The 18,576-nt window shown below is 54.6% G+C and carries 22 protein-coding genes; 14 read left to right on the top strand and 8 right to left on the bottom strand.

Translation table 11 applies throughout. The features are described from left to right. Nucleotides 1-17: 17 nt before the first annotated feature. From phnF to phnP, 11 genes are read left to right on the top strand one after another with little or no spacing between them, the layout of a single operon-like run. Complete coding sequence (gene phnF / locus FDX24_RS12565) at nt 18-743, top strand: phosphonate metabolism transcriptional regulator PhnF (RefSeq protein WP_101742861.1); 726 nt, start codon at nt 18-20, stop codon at nt 741-743. Then, a complete protein-coding gene (phnG, locus tag FDX24_RS12560; protein WP_048213880.1) occupies nt 744-1,196 on the top strand; it encodes a phosphonate C-P lyase system protein PhnG in 453 nt (150 codons plus the stop codon). Continuing rightward, complete coding sequence (phnH, locus tag FDX24_RS12555; RefSeq protein ID WP_137364394.1) at nt 1,193-1,777, top strand: phosphonate C-P lyase system protein PhnH; 585 nt, start codon at nt 1,193-1,195, stop codon at nt 1,775-1,777. Before phnG ends, phnH begins: the two co-directional genes overlap by 4 nt. Beyond that, complete coding sequence (locus tag FDX24_RS12550; RefSeq protein WP_137364393.1) at nt 1,777-2,844, top strand: carbon-phosphorus lyase complex subunit PhnI; 1,068 nt, start codon at nt 1,777-1,779, stop codon at nt 2,842-2,844. Before phnH ends, FDX24_RS12550 begins: the two co-directional genes overlap by 1 nt. 46 nt (nt 2,845-2,890) lie before the next feature. Continuing rightward, nucleotides 2,891-3,682: an alpha-D-ribose 1-methylphosphonate 5-phosphate C-P-lyase PhnJ gene (phnJ, locus tag FDX24_RS12545; RefSeq protein WP_232034721.1), complete on the top strand. Its 792-nt coding sequence runs from the start codon at nt 2,891-2,893 to the stop codon at nt 3,680-3,682. Continuing rightward, nucleotides 3,679-4,437 carry a phosphonate C-P lyase system protein PhnK gene (phnK, locus tag FDX24_RS12540; protein ID WP_048213884.1) on the top strand — a complete coding sequence of 253 codons (759 nt, stop codon included), beginning with the start codon at nt 3,679-3,681 and terminating at the stop codon, nt 4,435-4,437. The genes phnJ and phnK overlap by 4 nt, the downstream gene beginning before the upstream one ends. 9 nt (nt 4,438-4,446) lie before the next feature. Then, nucleotides 4,447-5,127 carry a phosphonate C-P lyase system protein PhnL gene (phnL, locus tag FDX24_RS12535; RefSeq protein WP_137364392.1) on the top strand — a complete coding sequence of 227 codons (681 nt, stop codon included), beginning with the start codon at nt 4,447-4,449 and terminating at the stop codon, nt 5,125-5,127. After that, nucleotides 5,124-6,260 carry an alpha-D-ribose 1-methylphosphonate 5-triphosphate diphosphatase gene (phnM, locus tag FDX24_RS12530; protein ID WP_137364391.1) on the top strand — a complete coding sequence of 379 codons (1,137 nt, stop codon included), beginning with the start codon at nt 5,124-5,126 and terminating at the stop codon, nt 6,258-6,260. Before phnL ends, phnM begins: the two co-directional genes overlap by 4 nt. 2 nt (nt 6,261-6,262) lie before the next feature. Continuing rightward, entirely contained in the window at nt 6,263-6,817 is a 555-nt protein-coding gene (gene phnN / locus FDX24_RS12525; protein WP_101742857.1) for a ribose 1,5-bisphosphokinase, read from the top strand. Further along, on the top strand, nt 6,804-7,238 hold the full coding sequence (gene phnO, locus FDX24_RS12520) for an aminoalkylphosphonate N-acetyltransferase (protein ID WP_061067047.1): 435 nt from the start codon (nt 6,804-6,806) through the stop codon (nt 7,236-7,238). The genes phnN and phnO overlap by 14 nt, the downstream gene beginning before the upstream one ends. An 8-nt stretch (nt 7,239-7,246) precedes the next feature. Beyond that, nucleotides 7,247-8,005 carry a phosphonate metabolism protein PhnP gene (gene phnP, locus FDX24_RS12515; protein ID WP_115601131.1) on the top strand — a complete coding sequence of 253 codons (759 nt, stop codon included), beginning with the start codon at nt 7,247-7,249 and terminating at the stop codon, nt 8,003-8,005. Between the two features lie 52 nt (nt 8,006-8,057). Here phnP and FDX24_RS12510 read toward each other — a convergent pair whose 3' ends face one another. The 4 genes from FDX24_RS12510 to FDX24_RS12495 form a co-directional block, all read right to left on the bottom strand. Further along, on the bottom strand, nt 8,058-8,399 hold the full coding sequence (locus tag FDX24_RS12510; protein ID WP_048213890.1) for a HigA family addiction module antitoxin: 342 nt from the start codon (nt 8,397-8,399) through the stop codon (nt 8,058-8,060). A gap of 26 nt (nt 8,400-8,425) precedes the next feature. After that, on the bottom strand, nt 8,426-8,728 hold the full coding sequence (locus tag FDX24_RS12505) for a type II toxin-antitoxin system RelE/ParE family toxin (protein WP_046671374.1): 303 nt from the start codon (nt 8,726-8,728) through the stop codon (nt 8,426-8,428). Between the two features lie 155 nt (nt 8,729-8,883). Next, entirely contained in the window at nt 8,884-9,213 is a 330-nt protein-coding gene (gene yjdP / locus FDX24_RS12500) for a DDRRRQL repeat protein YjdP (RefSeq protein ID WP_048213892.1), read from the bottom strand. A 69-nt stretch (nt 9,214-9,282) separates the two neighbouring features. Then, nucleotides 9,283-11,547, bottom strand: a complete 2,265-nt coding sequence (locus tag FDX24_RS12495) for a hybrid sensor histidine kinase/response regulator (protein WP_137364390.1) — start codon at nt 11,545-11,547, stop codon at nt 9,283-9,285. A gap of 114 nt (nt 11,548-11,661) precedes the next feature. Between FDX24_RS12495 and FDX24_RS12485 the strand changes: the two genes are divergently transcribed. From FDX24_RS12485 to FDX24_RS12475, 3 genes are all read left to right on the top strand, one after another. After that, the gene (locus tag FDX24_RS12485; RefSeq protein WP_003844755.1) at nt 11,662-13,185 is read left to right on the top strand and encodes a sugar ABC transporter ATP-binding protein; all 1,524 of its coding nucleotides are present in this window, start codon (nt 11,662-11,664) and stop codon (nt 13,183-13,185) included. Then, complete coding sequence (locus FDX24_RS12480) at nt 13,178-14,173, top strand: ribose ABC transporter permease (RefSeq protein ID WP_005132548.1); 996 nt, start codon at nt 13,178-13,180, stop codon at nt 14,171-14,173. Before FDX24_RS12485 ends, FDX24_RS12480 begins: the two co-directional genes overlap by 8 nt. An 88-nt stretch (nt 14,174-14,261) precedes the next feature. Continuing rightward, nucleotides 14,262-15,203 carry an ABC transporter substrate-binding protein gene (locus FDX24_RS12475; protein ID WP_101742853.1) on the top strand — a complete coding sequence of 314 codons (942 nt, stop codon included), beginning with the start codon at nt 14,262-14,264 and terminating at the stop codon, nt 15,201-15,203. Between the two features lie 81 nt (nt 15,204-15,284). On the opposite strand, the gene FDX24_RS12470 is transcribed toward FDX24_RS12475, so the two are convergent. Genes FDX24_RS12470 through FDX24_RS12455 form a run of 4 tightly spaced genes read right to left on the bottom strand, consistent with a single transcriptional unit; the run spans nt 15,285 to nt 18,555 of the window. After that, on the bottom strand, nt 15,285-16,691 hold the full coding sequence (locus tag FDX24_RS12470; protein ID WP_048213897.1) for a hypothetical protein: 1,407 nt from the start codon (nt 16,689-16,691) through the stop codon (nt 15,285-15,287). Further along, nucleotides 16,688-16,948 carry a PAAR domain-containing protein gene (locus FDX24_RS12465; RefSeq protein WP_115644036.1) on the bottom strand — a complete coding sequence of 87 codons (261 nt, stop codon included), beginning with the start codon at nt 16,946-16,948 and terminating at the stop codon, nt 16,688-16,690. Before FDX24_RS12465 ends, FDX24_RS12470 begins: the two co-directional genes overlap by 4 nt. 1 nt (nt 16,949) lies before the next feature. Next, nucleotides 16,950-17,723: a hypothetical protein gene (locus FDX24_RS12460; protein ID WP_137364389.1), complete on the bottom strand. Its 774-nt coding sequence runs from the start codon at nt 17,721-17,723 to the stop codon at nt 16,950-16,952. Nucleotides 17,724-17,769: 46 nt separating this feature from the next. Beyond that, complete coding sequence (locus FDX24_RS12455; RefSeq protein ID WP_137364388.1) at nt 17,770-18,555, bottom strand: hypothetical protein; 786 nt, start codon at nt 18,553-18,555, stop codon at nt 17,770-17,772. Nucleotides 18,556-18,576: the final 21 nt, after the last annotated feature.

Raw genomic sequence — 18,576 nt, 5'->3', positions numbered from 1 at the left:
GCGAGGCATTGATTGCTATGCACTTGTCTACACATCCGACCAGTTATCCAACGCGTTATCAGGAAATTGCCGCGAGACTTGAGCAGGAGCTTCGTCAACATTATCGCTGCGGTGACTATCTGCCCGCCGAGCATCAGCTTGCCGCGCGCTTCGAGGTAAACCGCCACACCCTGCGCCGCGCCATTGACCAGTTGGTTGAACGCGGTTGGGTTCAGCGTCGCCAGGGAGTCGGCGTGCTGGTGCTGATGCGCCCGTTCGATTACCCGCTTAATGCCCAGGCACGCTTTAGTCAGAACCTGCTGGACCAGGGCAGCCACCCCACCAGCGAAAAACTGCTGGCGGTGCTGCGTCCGGCCTCCAGCCACATTGCCGATGCGCTCAGCATAAACGAGGGCGATAACGTGATTCACCTGCGCACCCTGCGCCGGGTTAACGGGATCGCACTGTGCCAGATCGACCACTATTTTTCCGACCTCTCGCTGTGGCCGCTGCTGCAAGGCTTCAACAGCGGCTCACTGCACGACTACCTGCGCGAACAATCCGGTCTGACGCTGCTGCGCACGCAAACGCGCATCAGCGCCCGCCGTGCGCAGGCCAAAGAGAGCAAGGTGCTGGAAATCCCCAACATGGCGCCGCTGCTGTGCGTGCGCACTCTGAACCACCGTGAAGGCGAAGAACAGGCGGCGGAATATTCCGTCAGCCTGACCCGCGCCGACATGATCGAATTCACCATGGAGCACTGAATGCATTTCGATACCGCCACTCGCCAGCGTTGGATGCGCGCGCTGGCTTACAGCAATGCCGATGCCCTGAATGCGCGTATCAAGGCGCTCAAACTAACGCCGGACTATGAGCTTATCCGCGCCCCGGAAAGCGGACTGATGCAGATCCAGGCCCGTATGGGCGGCACCGGTAATCGCTTCTTTGCTGGCGACACCACGCTCACCCGCGCGGTTATTCGCCTGAAAAGCGGCACGCTGGGCTACAGCTACCTGCTGGGTCGCAATAAACAACACGCCGAGCAGTGTGCGGTCATTGACGCATTGCTGCAGGAACAAACGCATTTCCAGAACCTCATGGAAACCTTAATTGCCCCGCTGGAAGCGGAACGCGAGGCGCTGATTAGCGCCCGCCGTGCCGAAGTCAACGCCAGCCGGGTCGACTTCTTCACGCTGGTACGCGGAGATAACGCATGACCTTACAGACCGCATTTAATTTACCCGTTCAGGATGCTCAGCAGAGCTTTCGTCGCCTGCTGAAAGCCATGAGCGAACCGGGCGTAATCGTCGCCCTGCATCAACTGAAACACGGCTGGCAGCCGCTGGGTCTGGCGACCACCAGCGTGCTGCTGACCCTGGTCGATGGCGACACGCCGGTCTGGCTGGCGCCGTCGATGGATAACGATATCGCCCGGCAGAACCTGCGTTTTCACACCAACGCGCCGCTGGTGAATCAGCCGCAGCTGGCGGCCTTTGCCGTCACCGACGAACGCATTAGCAGCGAACAGCTAAATGCCCTCTCAGCCGGTTCCGCCGTCGCACCTGAAACCAGCGCCACGCTGATTGTGCAAGTTTCTGGCTTAAGCGGTGGACGCATGCTGCGTCTGACCGGCGCGGGCATCGCCGAAGAGCGCATGATCGCACCACAGCTGCCGGAATGCCTGATTCACGAACTTACCGAGCGCCCGCACCCGTTCCCGCTGGGGGTCGATCTGATCCTCACCTGCGGCGAACGGCTGCTGGCTATTCCGCGAACCACCCATGTGGAGGTGTGCTGATGTACGTCGCCGTCAAAGGGGGCGAAAAGGCGATAGCCAACGCCCACGCCCTGCAGGAAAACCGACGCCGGGGCGATGAGACCATTGCTGAACTGAGCGTGGCGCAAATCGAACAGCAGATGAACCTGGCCGTCGACCGGGTGATGACCGAAGGCGGCATCGCTGATCGCGAACTGGCGGCACTGGCGCTAAAACAATCCAGCGGCGATAACGTCGAAGCCATCTTTTTGCTCCGCGCTTACCGCACTACGCTGGCAAAGGTCGCTGTCAGCGAACCGGTTAACAGCGCAGAAATGCGCCTTGAGCGCAGAATCTCCGCGGTCTACAAGGATATTCCCGGCGGGCAGTTACTAGGCCCAACCTACGATTACACCCATCGCCTGCTGGATTTTACCCTGCTGGCCAATGGCGAAACCCCGCCTCTGCGCAGCGCAGACGACGCGCAGGATGCCTCCCCGCACGTCTTTTCCCTGCTGGCGAACCAGGGCCTGGCAAAACGTGAAGAGGATGATGGCGCGACACCCGACGACATTACCCGCACGCCGCCGGTTTACCCCTGCTCACGCGCTTCACGTCTGCAACAGCTGATGCGCGGTGACGAGGGATATTTGCTGGCGCTGGCCTACTCCACCCAGCGCGGCTACGGGCGCAATCATCCGTTTGCCGCCGAAATCCGCAGCGGCTATGTGGCACTGGAAACCGTCCCGGAAGAGCTGGGATTTGCGGTGAACGTCGGCGAACTGCTGATGACGGAATGTGAAATGGTCAACGGTTTTGTCGCGCCAGAAAATGAATCCCCCCATTTTACCCGCGGCTACGGGCTGGTGTTTGGTATGAGCGAACGTAAAGCGATGGCGATGGCGCTGGTGGACCGCGCCCTACAGGCAGCCGAATACGATGAAACGGTCACAGGACCGGCGCAGGACGAAGAGTTCGTGCTGGCGCATGCGGATAACGTCGAGGCGGCGGGTTTTGTTTCGCACCTCAAACTTCCCCATTACGTCGATTTCCAGGCCGAACTGGAACTGCTCAAACGCCTGCAACAGGAGGCCACCCGTGACCACTAACCTCTCCGGCTACAACTTTGCCTATCTTGATGAGCAGACCAAACGCATGATCCGCCGCGCAATTCTGAAAGCGGTAGCGATCCCCGGTTACCAGGTACCGTTTGGCGGACGAGAAATGCCGATGCCCTACGGATGGGGAACCGGCGGCATTCAACTTACCGCCAGCGTGATTGGCGAGCCGGACGTGCTGAAAGTGATTGACCAGGGCGCGGACGACACCACCAACGCCGTGTCGATTCGCAACTTTTTCAAGCGCGTAACTGGCGTTAACACCACCGAACGTACGGAAGACGCCACGCTAATTCAGACCCGCCACCGCATTCCGGAAACGCCGCTAACAGAAGATCAGATAATCATCTTCCAGGTGCCGATCCCCGAGCCGCTGCGCTTTATCGAACCGCGCGAAACGGAAACCCGCACCATGCACGCGCTGGAAGAGTACGGCATCATGCAGGTGAAACTGTATGAAGATATCGCCCGCTTCGGTCATATCGCCACCACTTACGCCTACCCGGTAAAGGTCAACGACCGCTACGTCATGGACCCGTCGCCAATCCCGAAATTCGACAACCCGAAGATGGACATGATGCCGGCCCTGCAACTGTTTGGCGCAGGCCGCGAAAAGCGCATCTATGCCGTGCCACCTTACACCCGCGTGGAAAGTCTCGATTTCGACGATCACCCGTTTACCGTGCAGAGCTGGGATGAGCCTTGTGCCATCTGCGGCTCAACCCACAGCTATCTTGATGAAGTGGTGCTCGATGACACCGGCAAACGCATGTTTGTCTGCTCCGACACCGACTACTGCCGCCAACAGAGCGAGGCCCTCAGCCAATGACGCAACCGCTGCTTTCAGTCAATAACCTGACCCATCTCTACGCGCCGGGCAAAGGCTTCAGCGATGTCTCTTTTGACCTGTGGCCTGGCGAAGTGCTGGGTATCGTCGGCGAGTCCGGTTCTGGCAAAACCACGCTGCTGAAATCGATCTCTTCACGGCTGACGCCGCAGAGCGGTGAGATCTTATATCAGAACCGTTCGCTGTACGGCATGAACGAGGCCGACCGTCGCCGTCTGCTGCGCACCGAATGGGGCGTGGTGCATCAGCATCCGCTGGATGGCCTGCGCCGTCAGGTCTCCGCCGGCGGCAATATCGGCGAACGCCTGATGGCCACCGGCGCGCGTCATTACGGCGAGATCCGCGCCACCGCACAGCGCTGGCTGGAGGAGGTGGAGATCCCCGCCTCGCGTATTGACGACCTGCCAACCACCTTTTCCGGCGGCATGCAGCAGCGCCTGCAGATCGCCCGCAACCTCGTCACCCATCCCAAACTGGTGTTTATGGACGAACCCACCGGCGGGCTGGACGTTTCCGTACAAGCCAAGCTGCTGGACCTGCTGCGCGGCCTGGTGGTGGAACTGGATCTGGCGGTGGTGATTGTCACCCACGATTTGGGTGTGGCGCGTCTGCTGGCAGACCGTTTGCTGGTGATGAAACAGGGTCAGGTGGTGGAAAGTGGGTTAACCGACCGCGTGCTCGACGACCCGCACCATCCGTACACCCAGTTGCTGGTGTCGTCCGTTTTGCAGAACTAAGAGGCTCAAATGATCCGCGTTGAAAACGTCAGTAAAACCTTTGTCCTGCATCAGCAAAACGGCGTGCGTCTGCCGGTGCTGCAAAACGCCACGCTGGAAGTGAAAAGCGGCGAATGCGTCGTGCTGCACGGCCATTCCGGCAGCGGTAAATCGACGCTGCTGCGCTCGCTGTACGCCAACTACCTGCCGGATGAAGGACACATCCACATTCGTCACAGCGATGAATGGGTGGATCTGGTGCAGGCTCCGGCGCGCAAAGTGCTGGAAGTTCGCCGTTCAACCATCGGTTGGGTAAGCCAGTTTCTGCGCGTGATCCCAAGGATTTCCGCGCTGGATGTGGTGATGCAACCGCTGCTGGATCTGGGCGTCCCCCGTGAGGCGTGCGCCGCCAAAGCGGCCAATCTTCTTACCCGCCTGAACGTACCAGAACGACTGTGGCATCTCGCGCCGTCGACCTTTTCCGGTGGCGAACAACAGCGCGTCAACATCGCCCGCGGGTTTATCGTCGATTACCCAATTTTGCTGCTCGATGAACCCACCGCCTCGCTGGACGCCAAAAACAGCGCCGCCGTCGTCGCATTGATTGAAGAAGCGAAAGCGCGCGGCGCGGCAATTGTCGGCATTTTTCACGATCAAACCGTGCGCGACCGCGTAGCGGATCGCCTGCACCTGATGGGAACAACATCATGATTATCAACAATGTAAAGCTGGTGCTGGAAGATGACGTGGTGCAAGGATCGCTGGAAATCGAGGGCGGGATTATCCGTGCCTTTACTGAGAGTCAGAGCCGTTTACCAGAGGCGCTGGACGGCGAAGGCGGCTGGCTGCTGCCAGGGCTTATCGAGCTGCATACCGACAATCTCGACAAGTTTTTCACCCCGCGCCCGAAGGTAGACTGGCCTGCCCACTCGGCGATGAGTAGCCACGACGCGCTGATGGTCGCCAGCGGTATTACCACCGTGCTGGACGCGGTGGCGATTGGCGATGTGCGCGACGGCGGCGACCGCCTGGAAAACCTGGAGAAAATGATAAATGCGGTAGAAGAGACGCAAAAGCGTGGGGTCAATCGCGCTGAGCACCGCCTGCACCTGCGCTGCGAACTGCCGCATCACACTACCCTGCCGCTGTTTGAAAAACTGGTCGGTCGTGAGCCGGTGACGCTGGTGTCGCTGATGGATCACTCGCCTGGCCAGCGCCAGTTCGCTAACCGCGAAAAATATCGTGAGTATTATCAGGGCAAATATTCACTTACCGACGAACAAATGGCCCGCTACGAAGAGGAACAGCTGGCGCTGGCTGCGCGTTGGTCGCAGCCCAACCGCTCGGCCATTGCCCAGATGTGCCGCGAGCGCCAGATTGCGTTGGCGAGCCATGACGACGCGACCTGCGAACATGTGCTGGAGTCGCATCAACTTGGCAGCGTGATCGCCGAATTTCCCACCACATTTGCCGCTGCTGAGGCCTCGCGTCAGCACGGCATGAACGTTCTGATGGGCGCACCCAACATCGTGCGCGGCGGTTCTCACTCCGGCAACGTGGCGGCGCATAGGCTGGCTGAGCTGGGGCTGCTGGATATTCTCTCCTCCGACTACTACCCCGCCAGCCTGCTCGATGCGGCATTTCGCGTAGCGGATGACGACGCTAACCGCTTTACGCTGCCGCAGGCTATTCGTCTGGTGACCCGCAACCCAGCGCGGGCCTTAAATCTCGACGATCGCGGCGTTATTGCCGAAGGGAAACGCGCGGATCTGGTGCTGGCACACCGCAAAGGCGGCAACATCCATATCGACCACGTCTGGCGTCAGGGCAAAAGGGTATTCTGACTATGGGTAAACTGATCTGGCTGATGGGACCATCCGGCTCCGGTAAGGACAGTCTGCTGGCAGAATTGCGCCAGCAGGAACCGGCGCAACTACTGGTGGCACATCGTTACATCACCCGCGCCGCCAACGCCGGGAATGAAAATCATATTGCGCTGAGCGAACCAGAGTTTTTTACCCGCGCCGGGCAGAACCTGCTGGCGCTGAGCTGGCATGCCAACGGTTTGTACTATGGCGTCGGCGTGGAGATTGACCTCTGGCTGCACGCCGGGTTTGATGTGGTGGTCAACGGTTCACGCGCCCATCTGCCGCAGGCGCAGAGTCGTTATGGCACTTCTCTACTCCCCATTTGCTTACAGGTTTCCCCGGAGATTTTACGCCAGCGCCTGCTGGCACGTGGACGGGAGAGCGAAACGGAAATCGCCGCCCGCCTTGAACGCGCAGCGCGCTATGCGCCGTATGACTGCCACGTCCTGAACAACGATGGAAGTTTGCAACAGTCTGTCGCTACACTACTCACACTGATGGGACGCAAGGAGAAGAAACATGTCTGTCTGTGAATTACGCCGCGCCACGCTCTACGATACCGATGCGGTTTACGCGCTCATCTGTGAGTTAAAGCAGGGTCAATTCGACCTGCAGGCTTTTAGCGCTGGCTACGCCGCCAATCTGCAGGATCCAAATATGCACTACCAGCTGGCGCTGCTCGACGGACAGGTCATCGGCTTGATCGGTCTACATTTGCAGTTTCATCTGCACCACGCTAACTGGATTGGTGAGATTCAGGAACTGGTAGTGATGCCACAGGCACGAGGGCTAAGCGTTGGCAGCCAGCTGCTGGCCTGGGCCGAAGCCACTGCGCGCGAAGCGGGGGCGGAAATGACCGAGCTTTCCACCAGCACGCAGCGTCTTGACGCGCACCGTTTTTACCAGCGCGAAGGCTATACCATGAGCCATTTTCGCTTCACCAAACCGTTGTAGGGGGAGCCATGAGTCTGACCATTACGCTGACGGGAACGGGCGGCGCGCAGCTGGTTCCCGCATTTGGCTGCGACTGTGCGGCCTGCCAACGAGCACGCTTACAGGCGCAATATCGTCGACGCCCCTGCAGTGGCGTGGTCAAATTCAACGACGCGGTGACGCTGCTGGACGCGGGGATCCCCCATCTGATGGACGACTGGCCGGCAGGCAGTTTCCAGCAGTTCCTGCTCACTCATTACCATATGGATCATGTACAGGGACTGTTTCCGCTGCGCTGGGGGGTGGGAAAAACGATCCCGGTGTACGGCCCACCGGATGAACAGGGCTGCGACGATCTGTTTAAGCATCCCGGCATTCTTGATTTTAGCCAGACCGTCGCGCCGTTTGTGGTGTTCGATTTACAGGGATTGCAGGTGACCCCTTTACCGCTCAACCACTCTAAGCTGACGTTTGGCTATCTGCTGGAGACCGCGCACAGCCGCGTGGCGTGGCTTTCCGATACCGCCGGACTGCCCGACAAAACGCTGAAGTTTCTGCACAATAACCAACCGCAGGTGATTATCATCGACTGCAGCCACGCCCCGCGTAGCGAGCCACCGCGCAATCACAGTGATTTAAATACCGTTATCGCGTTGAACGACGTTATCCGCTGTCCACGGGTGATCCTGACGCATATCAGCCATCAGTTCGACCTGTGGATGATGGATAACCCGCTGCCCGCAGGGTTTGAGGCAGGATATGACGGAATGGAGATTATGCTGGAGTAAGGAAATTTGCCGGATGCGATGAAAACATCTTATCCGGCCGACAAGACGATAGTCAGGCGACTTTTTTAGACTCGCTATTTCGCTGAGCGATAAAATCTTTAACCGAAACAATGCGGTTCAGTTCTTCTTGCGCCCGCATGTCATTTTCAACTTCCCACAGGTCAACCGCCGCCTGTAAGTTACGCCAGAAATCAACGGAGGTATCGAACGCTTTGGCCAAACGAAACGCCATATCCGTTGTTAATTTGCGATTATTGTTGACCAGTGCGCTCACCGTATTGCGATGAACATGCAGTATTTCAGCCAGATCGTTAATTTTCAGTTCGAGCGGCTCCAGGTATTCATATTGCAGGATATCACCCACAGTCGTTGGTTTTCTGGTTGCCTGTTTCATATCGTTACCTTAGATTTTCTCTAGTTCTAGTAGATGTGTGGATCTAAGTACACATCTTCGGCCTTACCGTTAACCCATTTAAATATTAATCGGTACTGCTTGTTTACTCTGATTGAAGAATATTCCTGTAATTTTCCGGTTAACTCTTCATATCTGTTACCGGGTGGCGAGCGCAAATCCCGATGCGAAACAGCCGCATTAATGATATCCAGCTTTCTGGCTAATGCAGTATGAATATCCGCTGGTATTTTTCTGTGCGATGTCGCCCGCTCAAAAAAATCTTCAAGCCATGTATCCCGAAAGCTCCTGATATTTAATGATTTAGACATTCCATTGCCGGCTCCTTTTCCATAAGCATAGAGAGATTATAATGCATACATGCACTGTGCTCAAGTGCATGTATTGACATAAAATGGCGAGATGTTGAGCTGACAGCTAAATCCCTTACAGGGGATAAAATATTCTTACATTTAGATAGTTACAGTTAACGATCGTAATCTTCTTCCATTCTGCGTTCTTCGTCTTCTAACTGACGCCGTTCTTGATCAAGTTGGCGCTGACGGTCATCCAGTTGGCGACGTCGATCTTCAAACTGGCGTCGCCTGTCATCATACTGCCTGCGCCGATCGTCACTCATCTGGCGTTCCCAGCCATTGTCGCGGGCGTCGTCGTAATCCCGCCCGTTATCGGGTTTGTATGCGTCGTTAATCGCCTGCTGAATATTGCCGATGGCTTCATCGATAATATCGGCCTGCGCCGAAACGGTGGTCACCATTAGCAGACTGAAAAGAAAGAATGTCAGGGAGCGTTGCATCAAACCCGCCTCATCAAGAAACACACCCCACGGTAATCAAAGCGTATTTGCGCGGGTAGCGGAGGAATCTCAATTACGTGCGAGTCGCAGCGCCTGCGCCAGTTCTCCTCGGGTAAACGGTTTACGCAATAGCGCCACATCCGGCAGCGCCGGGTTATGCGCCGGACGTAAATCCTGACCGCTAATCAGCAGAATGGTGAGCTGGGGGTAGTGCTTCAGCGCATGGTTGACGACATCCACCCCACTTAACCCTCCAGGCAGCATTAAGTCGCTGATAAAAATATCAATCCCGGAGGAAGCCGCCAGCATATGCAGCGCCTGTTCGCCGTTGGCGGCCTCCAGCGTCAGATAGCCCAGCAGATGCAACTGCTCACACAACGTCTGGCGCACGTCGGCCTCATCTTCGAGCACCAGTACCAGCTTTTCACAGCTGTTCGCCGCATGTTCCGCTATCGGTTCTGCCTGAATCTGTACCGGCACAACGGCGCGGGGAAGCTGTAACCGGACCGTGGTTCCCTGCCCCGGCGCGCTCTCAATTTCCACCCGACCACCGGATTGACGCACAAAGCCGTACACCATCGACAATCCCAGACCGCTGCCGCTGCCGGTCTGTTTGGTGGTGAAAAATGGCTCGAAGACCTGCGCTTTCACTTCCTGCGACATCCCACTTCCCTGGTCGGCTACCTCCAGCATCACCATGTCCTGCTTACGCCCATCGCTGCGCATAACCCGTTGATTCCAGGTGCGGATTTTAATCGTGCCCGTCTGCCCGTCCATGGCGTCACGGGCGTTCATCACCAGATTGATAATGGCGTTTTCCAGTTGGCTGACGTCAATCCACGCGGGCCAGGCCGGAGACTGGGCTTCAATTTCCAGCGTCAGCGTGGCGGGTAGCGAATGACGCATCAACTCTCCCAGATTCTCCAGCAGCGTTTTCAGCTCTACCGCGTGCGGATGCAAAGACTGTTTGCGCGAAAAAGCCAGCAGCCGCTGGGTCAGCAGCGCCCCGCGCTCGGCGGCTTTCAGCGCCCGATTGACCCGTGGCGCGTCGGGCGAATCCGGATCCACCAGATCCAGACTGCCAATAATCACCGCCAGTAGGTTATTAAAATCATGGGCTAATCCACCCGTCAGTTGCCCCACCGCCTTCAGCTTTTGGCTGTGCAACAGCGCTTCTTCCAGTCCCTGACGCTCGGTGCGATCGATTTCCATCTGGCTGGTTTTTTCTTTCAGCAGCCGGGTGGTGTGTTCGAGCGACGCCGTATTGCGGGCAAAGACGCTAAAGGCACGCGCCAGCTCGCCCAGCTCATCGCGCCGCTGCAGGGCCGGGACACTGACGTCTGATTCACCGTGCGCCAGCCGGGTCATCGCCCGCGAAATGGCCGTTAGGTTGGAGCCGAGATTACGGTAGATATACCACCCGGCAAAACCGGTGATCACCACCGCCAGCAGCGCAAACACTAAAATAAACAACGCGCCGGATTGCAGTTCCTGATGGCTTTGCGCCACCCGCTGCTCTGAGATCAGCGCCACCTGCGAGGCATACTGGTTGATATCGCTGTTGAGGATCGCCACCAACGCTTTGATGTGGAACATATACCAATTGATGGCCAAATCGCTTTGCTCCAGCGCGGAAGAGAGCGGCTCCAGCTTATGCAGTTCCTGGTTGAAGTCGTTGAGGATACCGCTAATCAGCGGATTGGCATGAAGCAAGGGAAGAGCGGGCATCACCGCATCCAGTTGTTTCACCACTGAACGCGGCGTGGGCGTGTCGATGGCGGCAACAATTAAGCGGTCCATCTGCCCCAGCAGCACATCGTCCTGCGCGCCGGTGAGCTTTTGCAGATGACGTAAATAGCTTTGATTCTGATACAGTGAACTGAGCAGCGCGTTACGTTCCAGGTGCCGCCGCTGACCGCGCTGCAACATCCCTTCCACGCTGCTTTGTAGTTCATTACTGCGCTGGATAATTCGCTCGACCAGCCCCGGCTCCTGCTGCGCCAGCGGTGCGGTAGCCAGTTGTTCCAGCGACTGCTTCAGCGCCCTTTGCGTCTCCTGCAGCCGCTCCGCTTCGCCTTTGTATTCCAGCGCCCCGACTACCTGCGACAGCCGCACCGCCGCTGTCGCCACGTTCGCCGTATCCCGTGCCAGGTTCATGCTGCCGGTCATGTCGTCAACGGTTTGCTGCTGCACCTGCTCCTGGATCTGGCTTGCGTGCTGAAACCCCAGCACCGCCACGCCGCTCACCATCAGCGTGACCGCCACCACCAGCAGATTGAAGAACAGCAATCGTCCACGCGCACTGGCGAAAAAGTGACGTCCCAGTTGCGGCATATCACGCTCCGTGAAGAAAAATCGCAATATGACAAATATGAACGGCTTCTGACATTTTGCATTTACATTCCTGTGATGGACTGCTGATATCGGCAACCCCACAGGAGATCCGCCATGAGCAGGACACCGGTTCTGGAGATGCGCAACATTGCCAAAGCGTTTGGCAAATTTTATGCGCTGAAAGGGGTCGATTTAACGGTCTGGCCGGGCGAGATTCATGCCCTGATGGGCGAGAACGGTGCGGGGAAAAGCACCCTGATGAAGATCCTCGCGGGCGCCTATACCGCCACCAGCGGTGAAATCCTGATTGACGGTCAGCCGTTTCACATTCGCGGTCCCAAAGATGCACTCAGCGCGGGCATCACGCTGATTTATCAGGAGATGCAGCTCGCGCCGAACCTGACGGTGGCAGAAAATATCTTTCTTGGCAGCGAGCTGTCGCGCGGCGGTCTGGTCCAGCGTAAAGAGATGGTCATGCAGTCACAGAAGGTTATCGACCGACTCGGTGCCCAGTTTAAGGCCAGCGACCGGGTAATGACGCTGACCATCGCCGAACAGCAGCAGGTAGAAATCGCCCGCGCCCTGCACCGTAACAGCCGCATTCTGGTGATGGATGAACCCACCGCCGCCCTCTCCTCACGTGAAACCCACCGCCTGTTTGAACTGATCATGCGCCTGCGCGATGAGGGGATGGCGATTATCTACATCAGCCACCGCATGGCGGAAGTTTACGAACTCTCCGATCGCGTCAGCGTCCTGCGCGACGGGCAATATGTTGGCAGCCTGACCCGCGACAAGCTCAACGCCTCGGAGCTGGTGCGCATGATGGTGGGCCGTCCGTTGAGCGATCTGTTCAACAAAGAGCGCGATATTCCCTTAGGTAAAGCACGCCTCAACGTCCATCACCTTACCGACGGCCATAAGGTCCAGCCGTGCAGCTTGCTGGTGCGCTCCGGGGAGATCGTCGGCCTGGCCGGGTTAGTCGGCGCAGGGCGTTCTGAACTGGCGCAGCTGATTTTTGGCGTGCGCAAAGCCATCGGCGGCATGATTGAAGTGGACGGTGAACCGGTGGTGATCCACTCCCCGCGCGAAGCAATTGACCACGGCATTGGCTTTCTGACGGAAAACCGCAAAGAGCAGGGATTATTTTTAGAGCTGGCAGCGGCAGAAAACATCACCATGGCAACGCTGGAACGTGACGCGAACTGGGGCATGCTCGATCGCAAAAAGGCGCAGGCGATTTCCGATGACGCCATCAAATTGCTCAATATTCGCGTCCCGCATGCCCAGGTCCGCGCAGGCGGCTTGTCCGGCGGCAACCAGCAAAAGCTGCTGATTTCGCGCTGGGTGGCGATCGGGCCACGCATTTTGATCCTCGATGAACCGACGCGCGGCGTGGACGTCGGCGCCAAAAGCGAGATCTACCGGATCATGAACGATATGGCGCGCAAAGGCGTGGCGATCCTGATGATCTCCAGCGAACTACCGGAAGTGGTCGGGATGAGCGACCGCGTGTACGTCATGCGCGAAGGCAGTATTGCCGGCGAGCTGAACGGACAAAGTATTACCCAGGAAAATATTATGACGCTGGCAACCGGCGTGAACGACTCCCATCATCAGGCGGTGCCCCATGAATAATCCAACCACTCCCCAGCAGGTGGCGAAATCCGCCTCCGCAAAAAAAATGCTGATGAGCGATCTGATGCAAACGGTCGGTATCTTACCGATTCTCATCCTGATAGTGGCGGTGTTTGGCTTTATCGCGCCAAACTTTTTTACTGAGAGCAACCTGCTGAATATTACCCGCCAGGCGTCGATCAACATCGTGCTGGCCGCTGGCATGACCTTCATTATTTTAACCGGCGGTATCGATCTTTCGGTTGGCTCCATTCTCGGCACCACTGCCGTTGCGGCCATGGTCGTTTCTCTTATTCCTGAGTTTGCCATGCTATCTATTCCGGCGGCGCTAATGCTCGGCATGGTACTGGGGTTGTTTAACGGGGCGCTGGTCGCTTTTGCCGGGCTGCCGCCGTTTATCGTCACGCTTGGAACCTATACCGCGCTGCGCGGCGCGGCCTATCTGCTGGCGGATGGCACGACGGTGATTAATTCCAACATCAGCTTTGAGTGGATCGGCAACAACTATCTCGGCCCGGTTCCATGGCTGGTAGTGATTGCGCTGGCGGTGGTGGTGGTGTGCTGGTTCATTCTTAGGCGCACCACACTCGGCGTTCATATCTATGCGGTTGGCGGCAATATGCAGGCCGCGCGCCTAACCGGGATCAAAGTGTGGCTGGTGCTGCTGTTCGTCTACGGCATGAGTGGTTTGCTCTCGGGTCTTGGCGGGGTGATGAGCGCCTCGCGGTTATACAGCGCCAACGGCAACTTAGGCATGGGTTACGAACTGGACGCCATCGCAGCGGTGATCCTCGGCGGCACCAGCTTTGTTGGCGGGATCGGCACCATCACCGGCACGCTGGTGGGGGCGTTGATCATCGCCACGCTCAATAACGGCATGACGCTGATGGGCGTCTCCTATTTCTGGCAATTGGTGATCAAAGGGGCGGTGATCATCATAGCGGTGCTGATCGACAAATACCGTACCCGACACCATCAAAGTGCATAGACAAGCTTACAGGCCTACTCATGCGTAGGCCTGATAAGCGCAGCGCCATCAGGCGTATAACAACAATACCCTACGTGAGGAAACGAGTATGCGTTTGAAGCCATTAGTTACCGCGCTCTGTGCTGGCGCACTGCTTGCTGCAGCTCCATTTGTGCAGGCGAAAGAACTGAAATCCATCGGCGTCACGGTGGGCGATCTGGCCAACCCGTTCTTCGTACAAATCACCAAAGGCGCGGAGCTGGAAGCGCGCAAACTGGCCGGTGATAACGTCAAAGTGACGTTGGTTTCCAGCGGCTACGATCTGGGCCAGCAGGTGTCGCAAATCGACAACTTTATTGCCGCCAAAGTCGACATGATCATCCTTAACGCCGCCGACTCCAAAGGCATCGGCCCGGCGGTAAAACGCGCGAAAGACGCCGGGATTGTGGTGGTCGCCGTTGACGTAGCGGCGGAAGGCGCAGACGCGACCATTACTTCCGATAACACTCAGGCAGGTGAAATGGCCTGTAAATACATTACCGACCGTCTGAAAGGCAAAGGCAACGTCGTCATCATCAACGGGCCGCCGGTTTCCGCCGTCCAGAACCGCGTGGAAGGCTGCCAGACCGAATTTAAACGCCACCCGGACATCAAGGTACTGTCGCATAACCAAAACGCCAAAGGCAGTCGCGAAGGCGGGCTGGAGATCATGACCGCCCTATTGGCGGCCAATCCGAAGATCGATGGCGTGTTTGCGATTAACGATCCCACGGCGATCGGTGCCGATCTGGCGGCAAAACAGGCGCAGCGTAGCGAATTCTTTATTGTCGGCGTAGATGGCAGTCCAGATGGTGAAGAAGCACTGAAGCGTGAAAACTCACTATTTGTGGCGACTCCGGCACAAGATCCGCAGGTGATGGCTGCCAAAGCGGTCGAAATCGGTTATGACATATTGCAGGGGAAACCCGCCCCGAAAGAACCCGTGCTGATCCCAGTGACGATGATCGATAAAAACAACGTCGGCAGTTATAAGGGTTGGACGGTGAAATAAGTGCTGGGCCGCCTGATACCTCTCCCCACGGTAAAGACAGTATAAGAAATTGAAGAATAAGCGCCCGTCAGGGCGCTTTCCTCATAAAAATGGAACATAGTAAATACCCATTTCCTGCTCAATTTTATCACTCACGAATATAGAAAAAAACAATACCGCTATAAAAATAACCAATATACCAACCACAAAAGGAACAATAGAATACCAGGGATGAATGTTGAAGGTTTCCTCTGACACTAAACAGAGATACCCAGTACACCATAAAATAATTGAGCATGCGGATATAATTTTCCAATAATTCGAGAAGTCTGCTATGTCAGGAGCAGGTTTACGCCCTGGATATTTAGCCGCGATTATCCCGGATTGAATAGTATCTGCAGATTTACTGGCGAATAATTGGTGTCCTTGCCCGTATTTTGCAGCATCCGCAGCCAACGCTAATACGACCCAGCGCTGAACCTCAGAGCCTTTCCCGGTGACGGTTTCCAGATCATATATGCTATCAGGGAGAATGCCCGTTTTTGCATTTTCTATTGCACCAGATATTACGAATTTTGACTGTTTATCCAGCGAGTTGAACCATAACCTTTTAATTTTATCAATTACCACTTGCTGAGCGGAGAGATATGTATTCACTATTTCATCGAGATAATACGGTGTACTGTCCATCATGCGTAATAAATATAATGGTGTATCTTTACTTTCAAGGAACCTGTCATCGGTGAAAACAAATGCGTTTGCACTTTCAAAAAAATCAGAGTCATTTTCGCTGTGCAATTCAACTGTAACGATTAGATTATTTTCAAACATATTAAAACCAATCCAGTCGTTGATTAAATAATAATCAGGGCATTCATGGAGGATTTTTATTTCCCCAATTTTATCTTTGGGGACGCTCAAGCTTTCAAGCACCGTTTTGAAGCTATTACCTATAGAGTCATCTGCTCCCTTAACATATAGCCAGGTCTTAAAGGGAGAATATTGTCTAACAAGAGAGTTTTTGAGTGGCTCGATCAACTGCCTTAGTACTTTATCAACTCTGATGTCATCCATAGAATCAACTTCAATAGCAATTCTTAACGGCGTTGCGGCGCCTGTAGGTGCCTCACCCTCTAGTTTTTGCATCTTTAGCGCCAGCTCTGATACTGGAAGAATTGATGAGTAATCTAAAAGAGGTAACGCCTGTCTGGCCCAATTTTGCCATCGATTCATACCATATTTTTCAAGGAAATCCGCATAACAAAATGGATAAGCTATAAAACAGTAAGCCATCCCTACAGCGCACCAGATCACTAATACTAGTATCAACGGGGTTGATAATGTAATCGATATCAATTCACCAGTAACTTTTTCTCCCTGCTGCCAATTTAATATACTGTATGTTGTAAAAACTAAAAATATACCAAAGCTAATGACCAGCATAGTAATCAGCGGAAATTTTCCTACATCCTGATACGGATTCTTGTTTGGTCTCTTCCATTTATTCATTTGCTTATCCCCGCCGTTGGCAGTGTGGTTTTTATTGCACAACCGCATGCAGCCCTACACCCATCCACAACAACGCCTCTACCGTCCATTGTCCAGGTTGGTTCAAAATCAAGTATGGGAAAGGTCCCTTTATGCGCAATACAAAAAACAGTATCCCCCATTAAAGCAACAGGGATTCCCATAAACTTGCTACCAGAAGCTTTGTTCACATATCCACCGTTTTCCAGCGGGTCATTTAGTCTGATTACACCTTTCATATTATTTCCCTGCATCCATGTCACAGCGCATCCGGGTCCAGCCCTTATAGCCCACCACTTCTGGTTCTTTGTCCGGCAGGTTTTGATAGTTAGCCTTATAACCCTCCGTTAAATGGGCTAAGGATGCTTTCATAAATACCACCGTTCCCCAGGCGGCACCTGGAAACTCAGGGCTGGTATGACCGTCCACATACTCGCCACTGGATTTATGTTTGCCTGGCCTGTAGAGATAATACGTGTCATCAAAGAATTTATAATCGATACCCGGACCACCCGGCTTTAAACGCGGGTCGTCAAATGGGTATGAACTCATATATAAATGATTCTGCGCCGTGGTAATAAACGCCTGGTTATTGACCACCACCACTCTTTTTATTTCTTTTCCTTCTGGATAGTCACGCATAACCCCATCGGAGTTTCTCTCCAGCGCCCGAGAAGAGGCCATATAGTTTGCTACCTGCCACGTTTGTCCGTAGTCTTTAGATATTTTATATGCCCCAGGTTCCCACTCAGGCACCAAAACATACTGTTCTGAGGGATGAATAAACTCACCCGAGAAAACTCTATAGATTGGATTGCCATAAATTGATTTGTGGATTTTTCTTTTTATGTCATGGTAAACAACATATCCTTCACAATCATATCCTATCAACTCCAGGTAGCGATTATCATCAAACCGATAAATTACCTGCGAGGGTATTTTTTTTATACAGGCAGAGATAGCACATAGCGAAATCACTCCAACAATTATTCTTACCGTATTTCCTGGTTTCATAATTCATCCTTAAACGTTAAGCGGTTTGGGCATATCCCATTGCAGATTATTTCCCCGCATTAAGGTCGCAGTGCATCCGGGTCCAGCCCTTATAGCCCACCACTTCCGGTTCTTTGTCCGGCAGGTTTTGATAGTTGGCCTTATAACCTTCCGTTAAATGGGCTAAGGATGCTTTCATAAACACCACCGTACCCCAGGCAGCACCTGGAGATTCAGGACGGGTATGACCATAATAATATTTTCCTTTAGATTTTTTCTTTCCGTCTGTATATATAGAGAGATAGTCGGTATCATCGAAGTATTGATAATCTATACCCGGACCACCCGGCTTTAAACGCGGGTCGTCAAATGGGTATGAACTCATATATAAATGATTCTGCGCCGTGGTAATAAACGCCTGGTTATTGACCACCACCACTCTTTTTATTTCTTTTCCTTCAGGATAGTCACGCATAACCCCATCGGAGTTTCTCTCCAGCGCCCGGGAAGAGGCCATATAGGTTACCACCTGCCATGTTTGCCCGTAGTCTTTAGAGATCAGATAAGCCGTTGGCTCCCAGTTTGGAATGAATATATATCTATCGGAAGGGTGAATATAGGTTCCGGAGAAAATCCTGAAGGAAGCAAATCTGCCATCAATCAACTCTTTATGGATATTTTTTGTAATATCATGATACCAGAGCGCCCCCTCACAATTATAACCTTTTAATTCCAGATAACGATTATTATCATAACGATAAATAACTTTTGACGGCGTTTTTTTTGTACAGGCAGCGATAGCGCATAGCGAGAATGCTCCGATTATTATTTTTAACGCACTTCCCTTTTTCATAATTCATCCTTAAACGTTAAG

Source organism: Citrobacter sp. wls716 (assembly GCF_005280975.1).
GTDB classification, from domain to species: Bacteria; Pseudomonadota; Gammaproteobacteria; order Enterobacterales; family Enterobacteriaceae; genus Citrobacter; species Citrobacter youngae.
This window is presented reverse-complemented; position numbering and strand designations above follow the sequence as displayed.

Bases quoted from the DNA above. Each gene is read 5' to 3' on its own strand.
- phnF (WP_101742861.1), top strand. From the start codon at position 18: ATGCACTTGTCTACACATCCGACCAGTTATCCAACGCGTTATCAGGAA.
- phnG (WP_048213880.1), top strand. From the start codon at position 744: ATGCATTTCGATACCGCCACTCGCCAGCGTTGGATGCGCGCGCTGGCT.
- phnH (WP_137364394.1), top strand. From the start codon at position 1,193: ATGACCTTACAGACCGCATTTAATTTACCCGTTCAGGATGCTCAGCAG.
- FDX24_RS12550 (WP_137364393.1), top strand. From the start codon at position 1,777: ATGTACGTCGCCGTCAAAGGGGGCGAAAAGGCGATAGCCAACGCCCAC.
- phnJ (WP_232034721.1), top strand. From the start codon at position 2,891: ATGATCCGCCGCGCAATTCTGAAAGCGGTAGCGATCCCCGGTTACCAG.
- phnK (WP_048213884.1), top strand. From the start codon at position 3,679: ATGACGCAACCGCTGCTTTCAGTCAATAACCTGACCCATCTCTACGCG.
- phnL (WP_137364392.1), top strand. From the start codon at position 4,447: ATGATCCGCGTTGAAAACGTCAGTAAAACCTTTGTCCTGCATCAGCAA.
- phnM (WP_137364391.1), top strand. From the start codon at position 5,124: ATGATTATCAACAATGTAAAGCTGGTGCTGGAAGATGACGTGGTGCAA.
- phnN (WP_101742857.1), top strand. From the start codon at position 6,263: ATGGGTAAACTGATCTGGCTGATGGGACCATCCGGCTCCGGTAAGGAC.
- phnO (WP_061067047.1), top strand. From the start codon at position 6,804: ATGTCTGTCTGTGAATTACGCCGCGCCACGCTCTACGATACCGATGCG.
- phnP (WP_115601131.1), top strand. From the start codon at position 7,247: ATGAGTCTGACCATTACGCTGACGGGAACGGGCGGCGCGCAGCTGGTT.
- FDX24_RS12510 (WP_048213890.1), bottom strand. From the start codon at position 8,399: ATGAAACAGGCAACCAGAAAACCAACGACTGTGGGTGATATCCTGCAA.
- FDX24_RS12505 (WP_046671374.1), bottom strand. From the start codon at position 8,728: ATGTCTAAATCATTAAATATCAGGAGCTTTCGGGATACATGGCTTGAA.
- yjdP (WP_048213892.1), bottom strand. From the start codon at position 9,213: ATGCAACGCTCCCTGACATTCTTTCTTTTCAGTCTGCTAATGGTGACC.
- FDX24_RS12495 (WP_137364390.1), bottom strand. From the start codon at position 11,547: ATGCCGCAACTGGGACGTCACTTTTTCGCCAGTGCGCGTGGACGATTG.
- FDX24_RS12485 (WP_003844755.1), top strand. From the start codon at position 11,662: ATGAGCAGGACACCGGTTCTGGAGATGCGCAACATTGCCAAAGCGTTT.
- FDX24_RS12480 (WP_005132548.1), top strand. From the start codon at position 13,178: ATGAATAATCCAACCACTCCCCAGCAGGTGGCGAAATCCGCCTCCGCA.
- FDX24_RS12475 (WP_101742853.1), top strand. From the start codon at position 14,262: ATGCGTTTGAAGCCATTAGTTACCGCGCTCTGTGCTGGCGCACTGCTT.
- FDX24_RS12470 (WP_048213897.1), bottom strand. From the start codon at position 16,691: ATGAATAAATGGAAGAGACCAAACAAGAATCCGTATCAGGATGTAGGA.
- FDX24_RS12465 (WP_115644036.1), bottom strand. From the start codon at position 16,948: ATGAAAGGTGTAATCAGACTAAATGACCCGCTGGAAAACGGTGGATAT.
- FDX24_RS12460 (WP_137364389.1), bottom strand. From the start codon at position 17,723: ATGAAACCAGGAAATACGGTAAGAATAATTGTTGGAGTGATTTCGCTA.
- FDX24_RS12455 (WP_137364388.1), bottom strand. From the start codon at position 18,555: ATGAAAAAGGGAAGTGCGTTAAAAATAATAATCGGAGCATTCTCGCTA.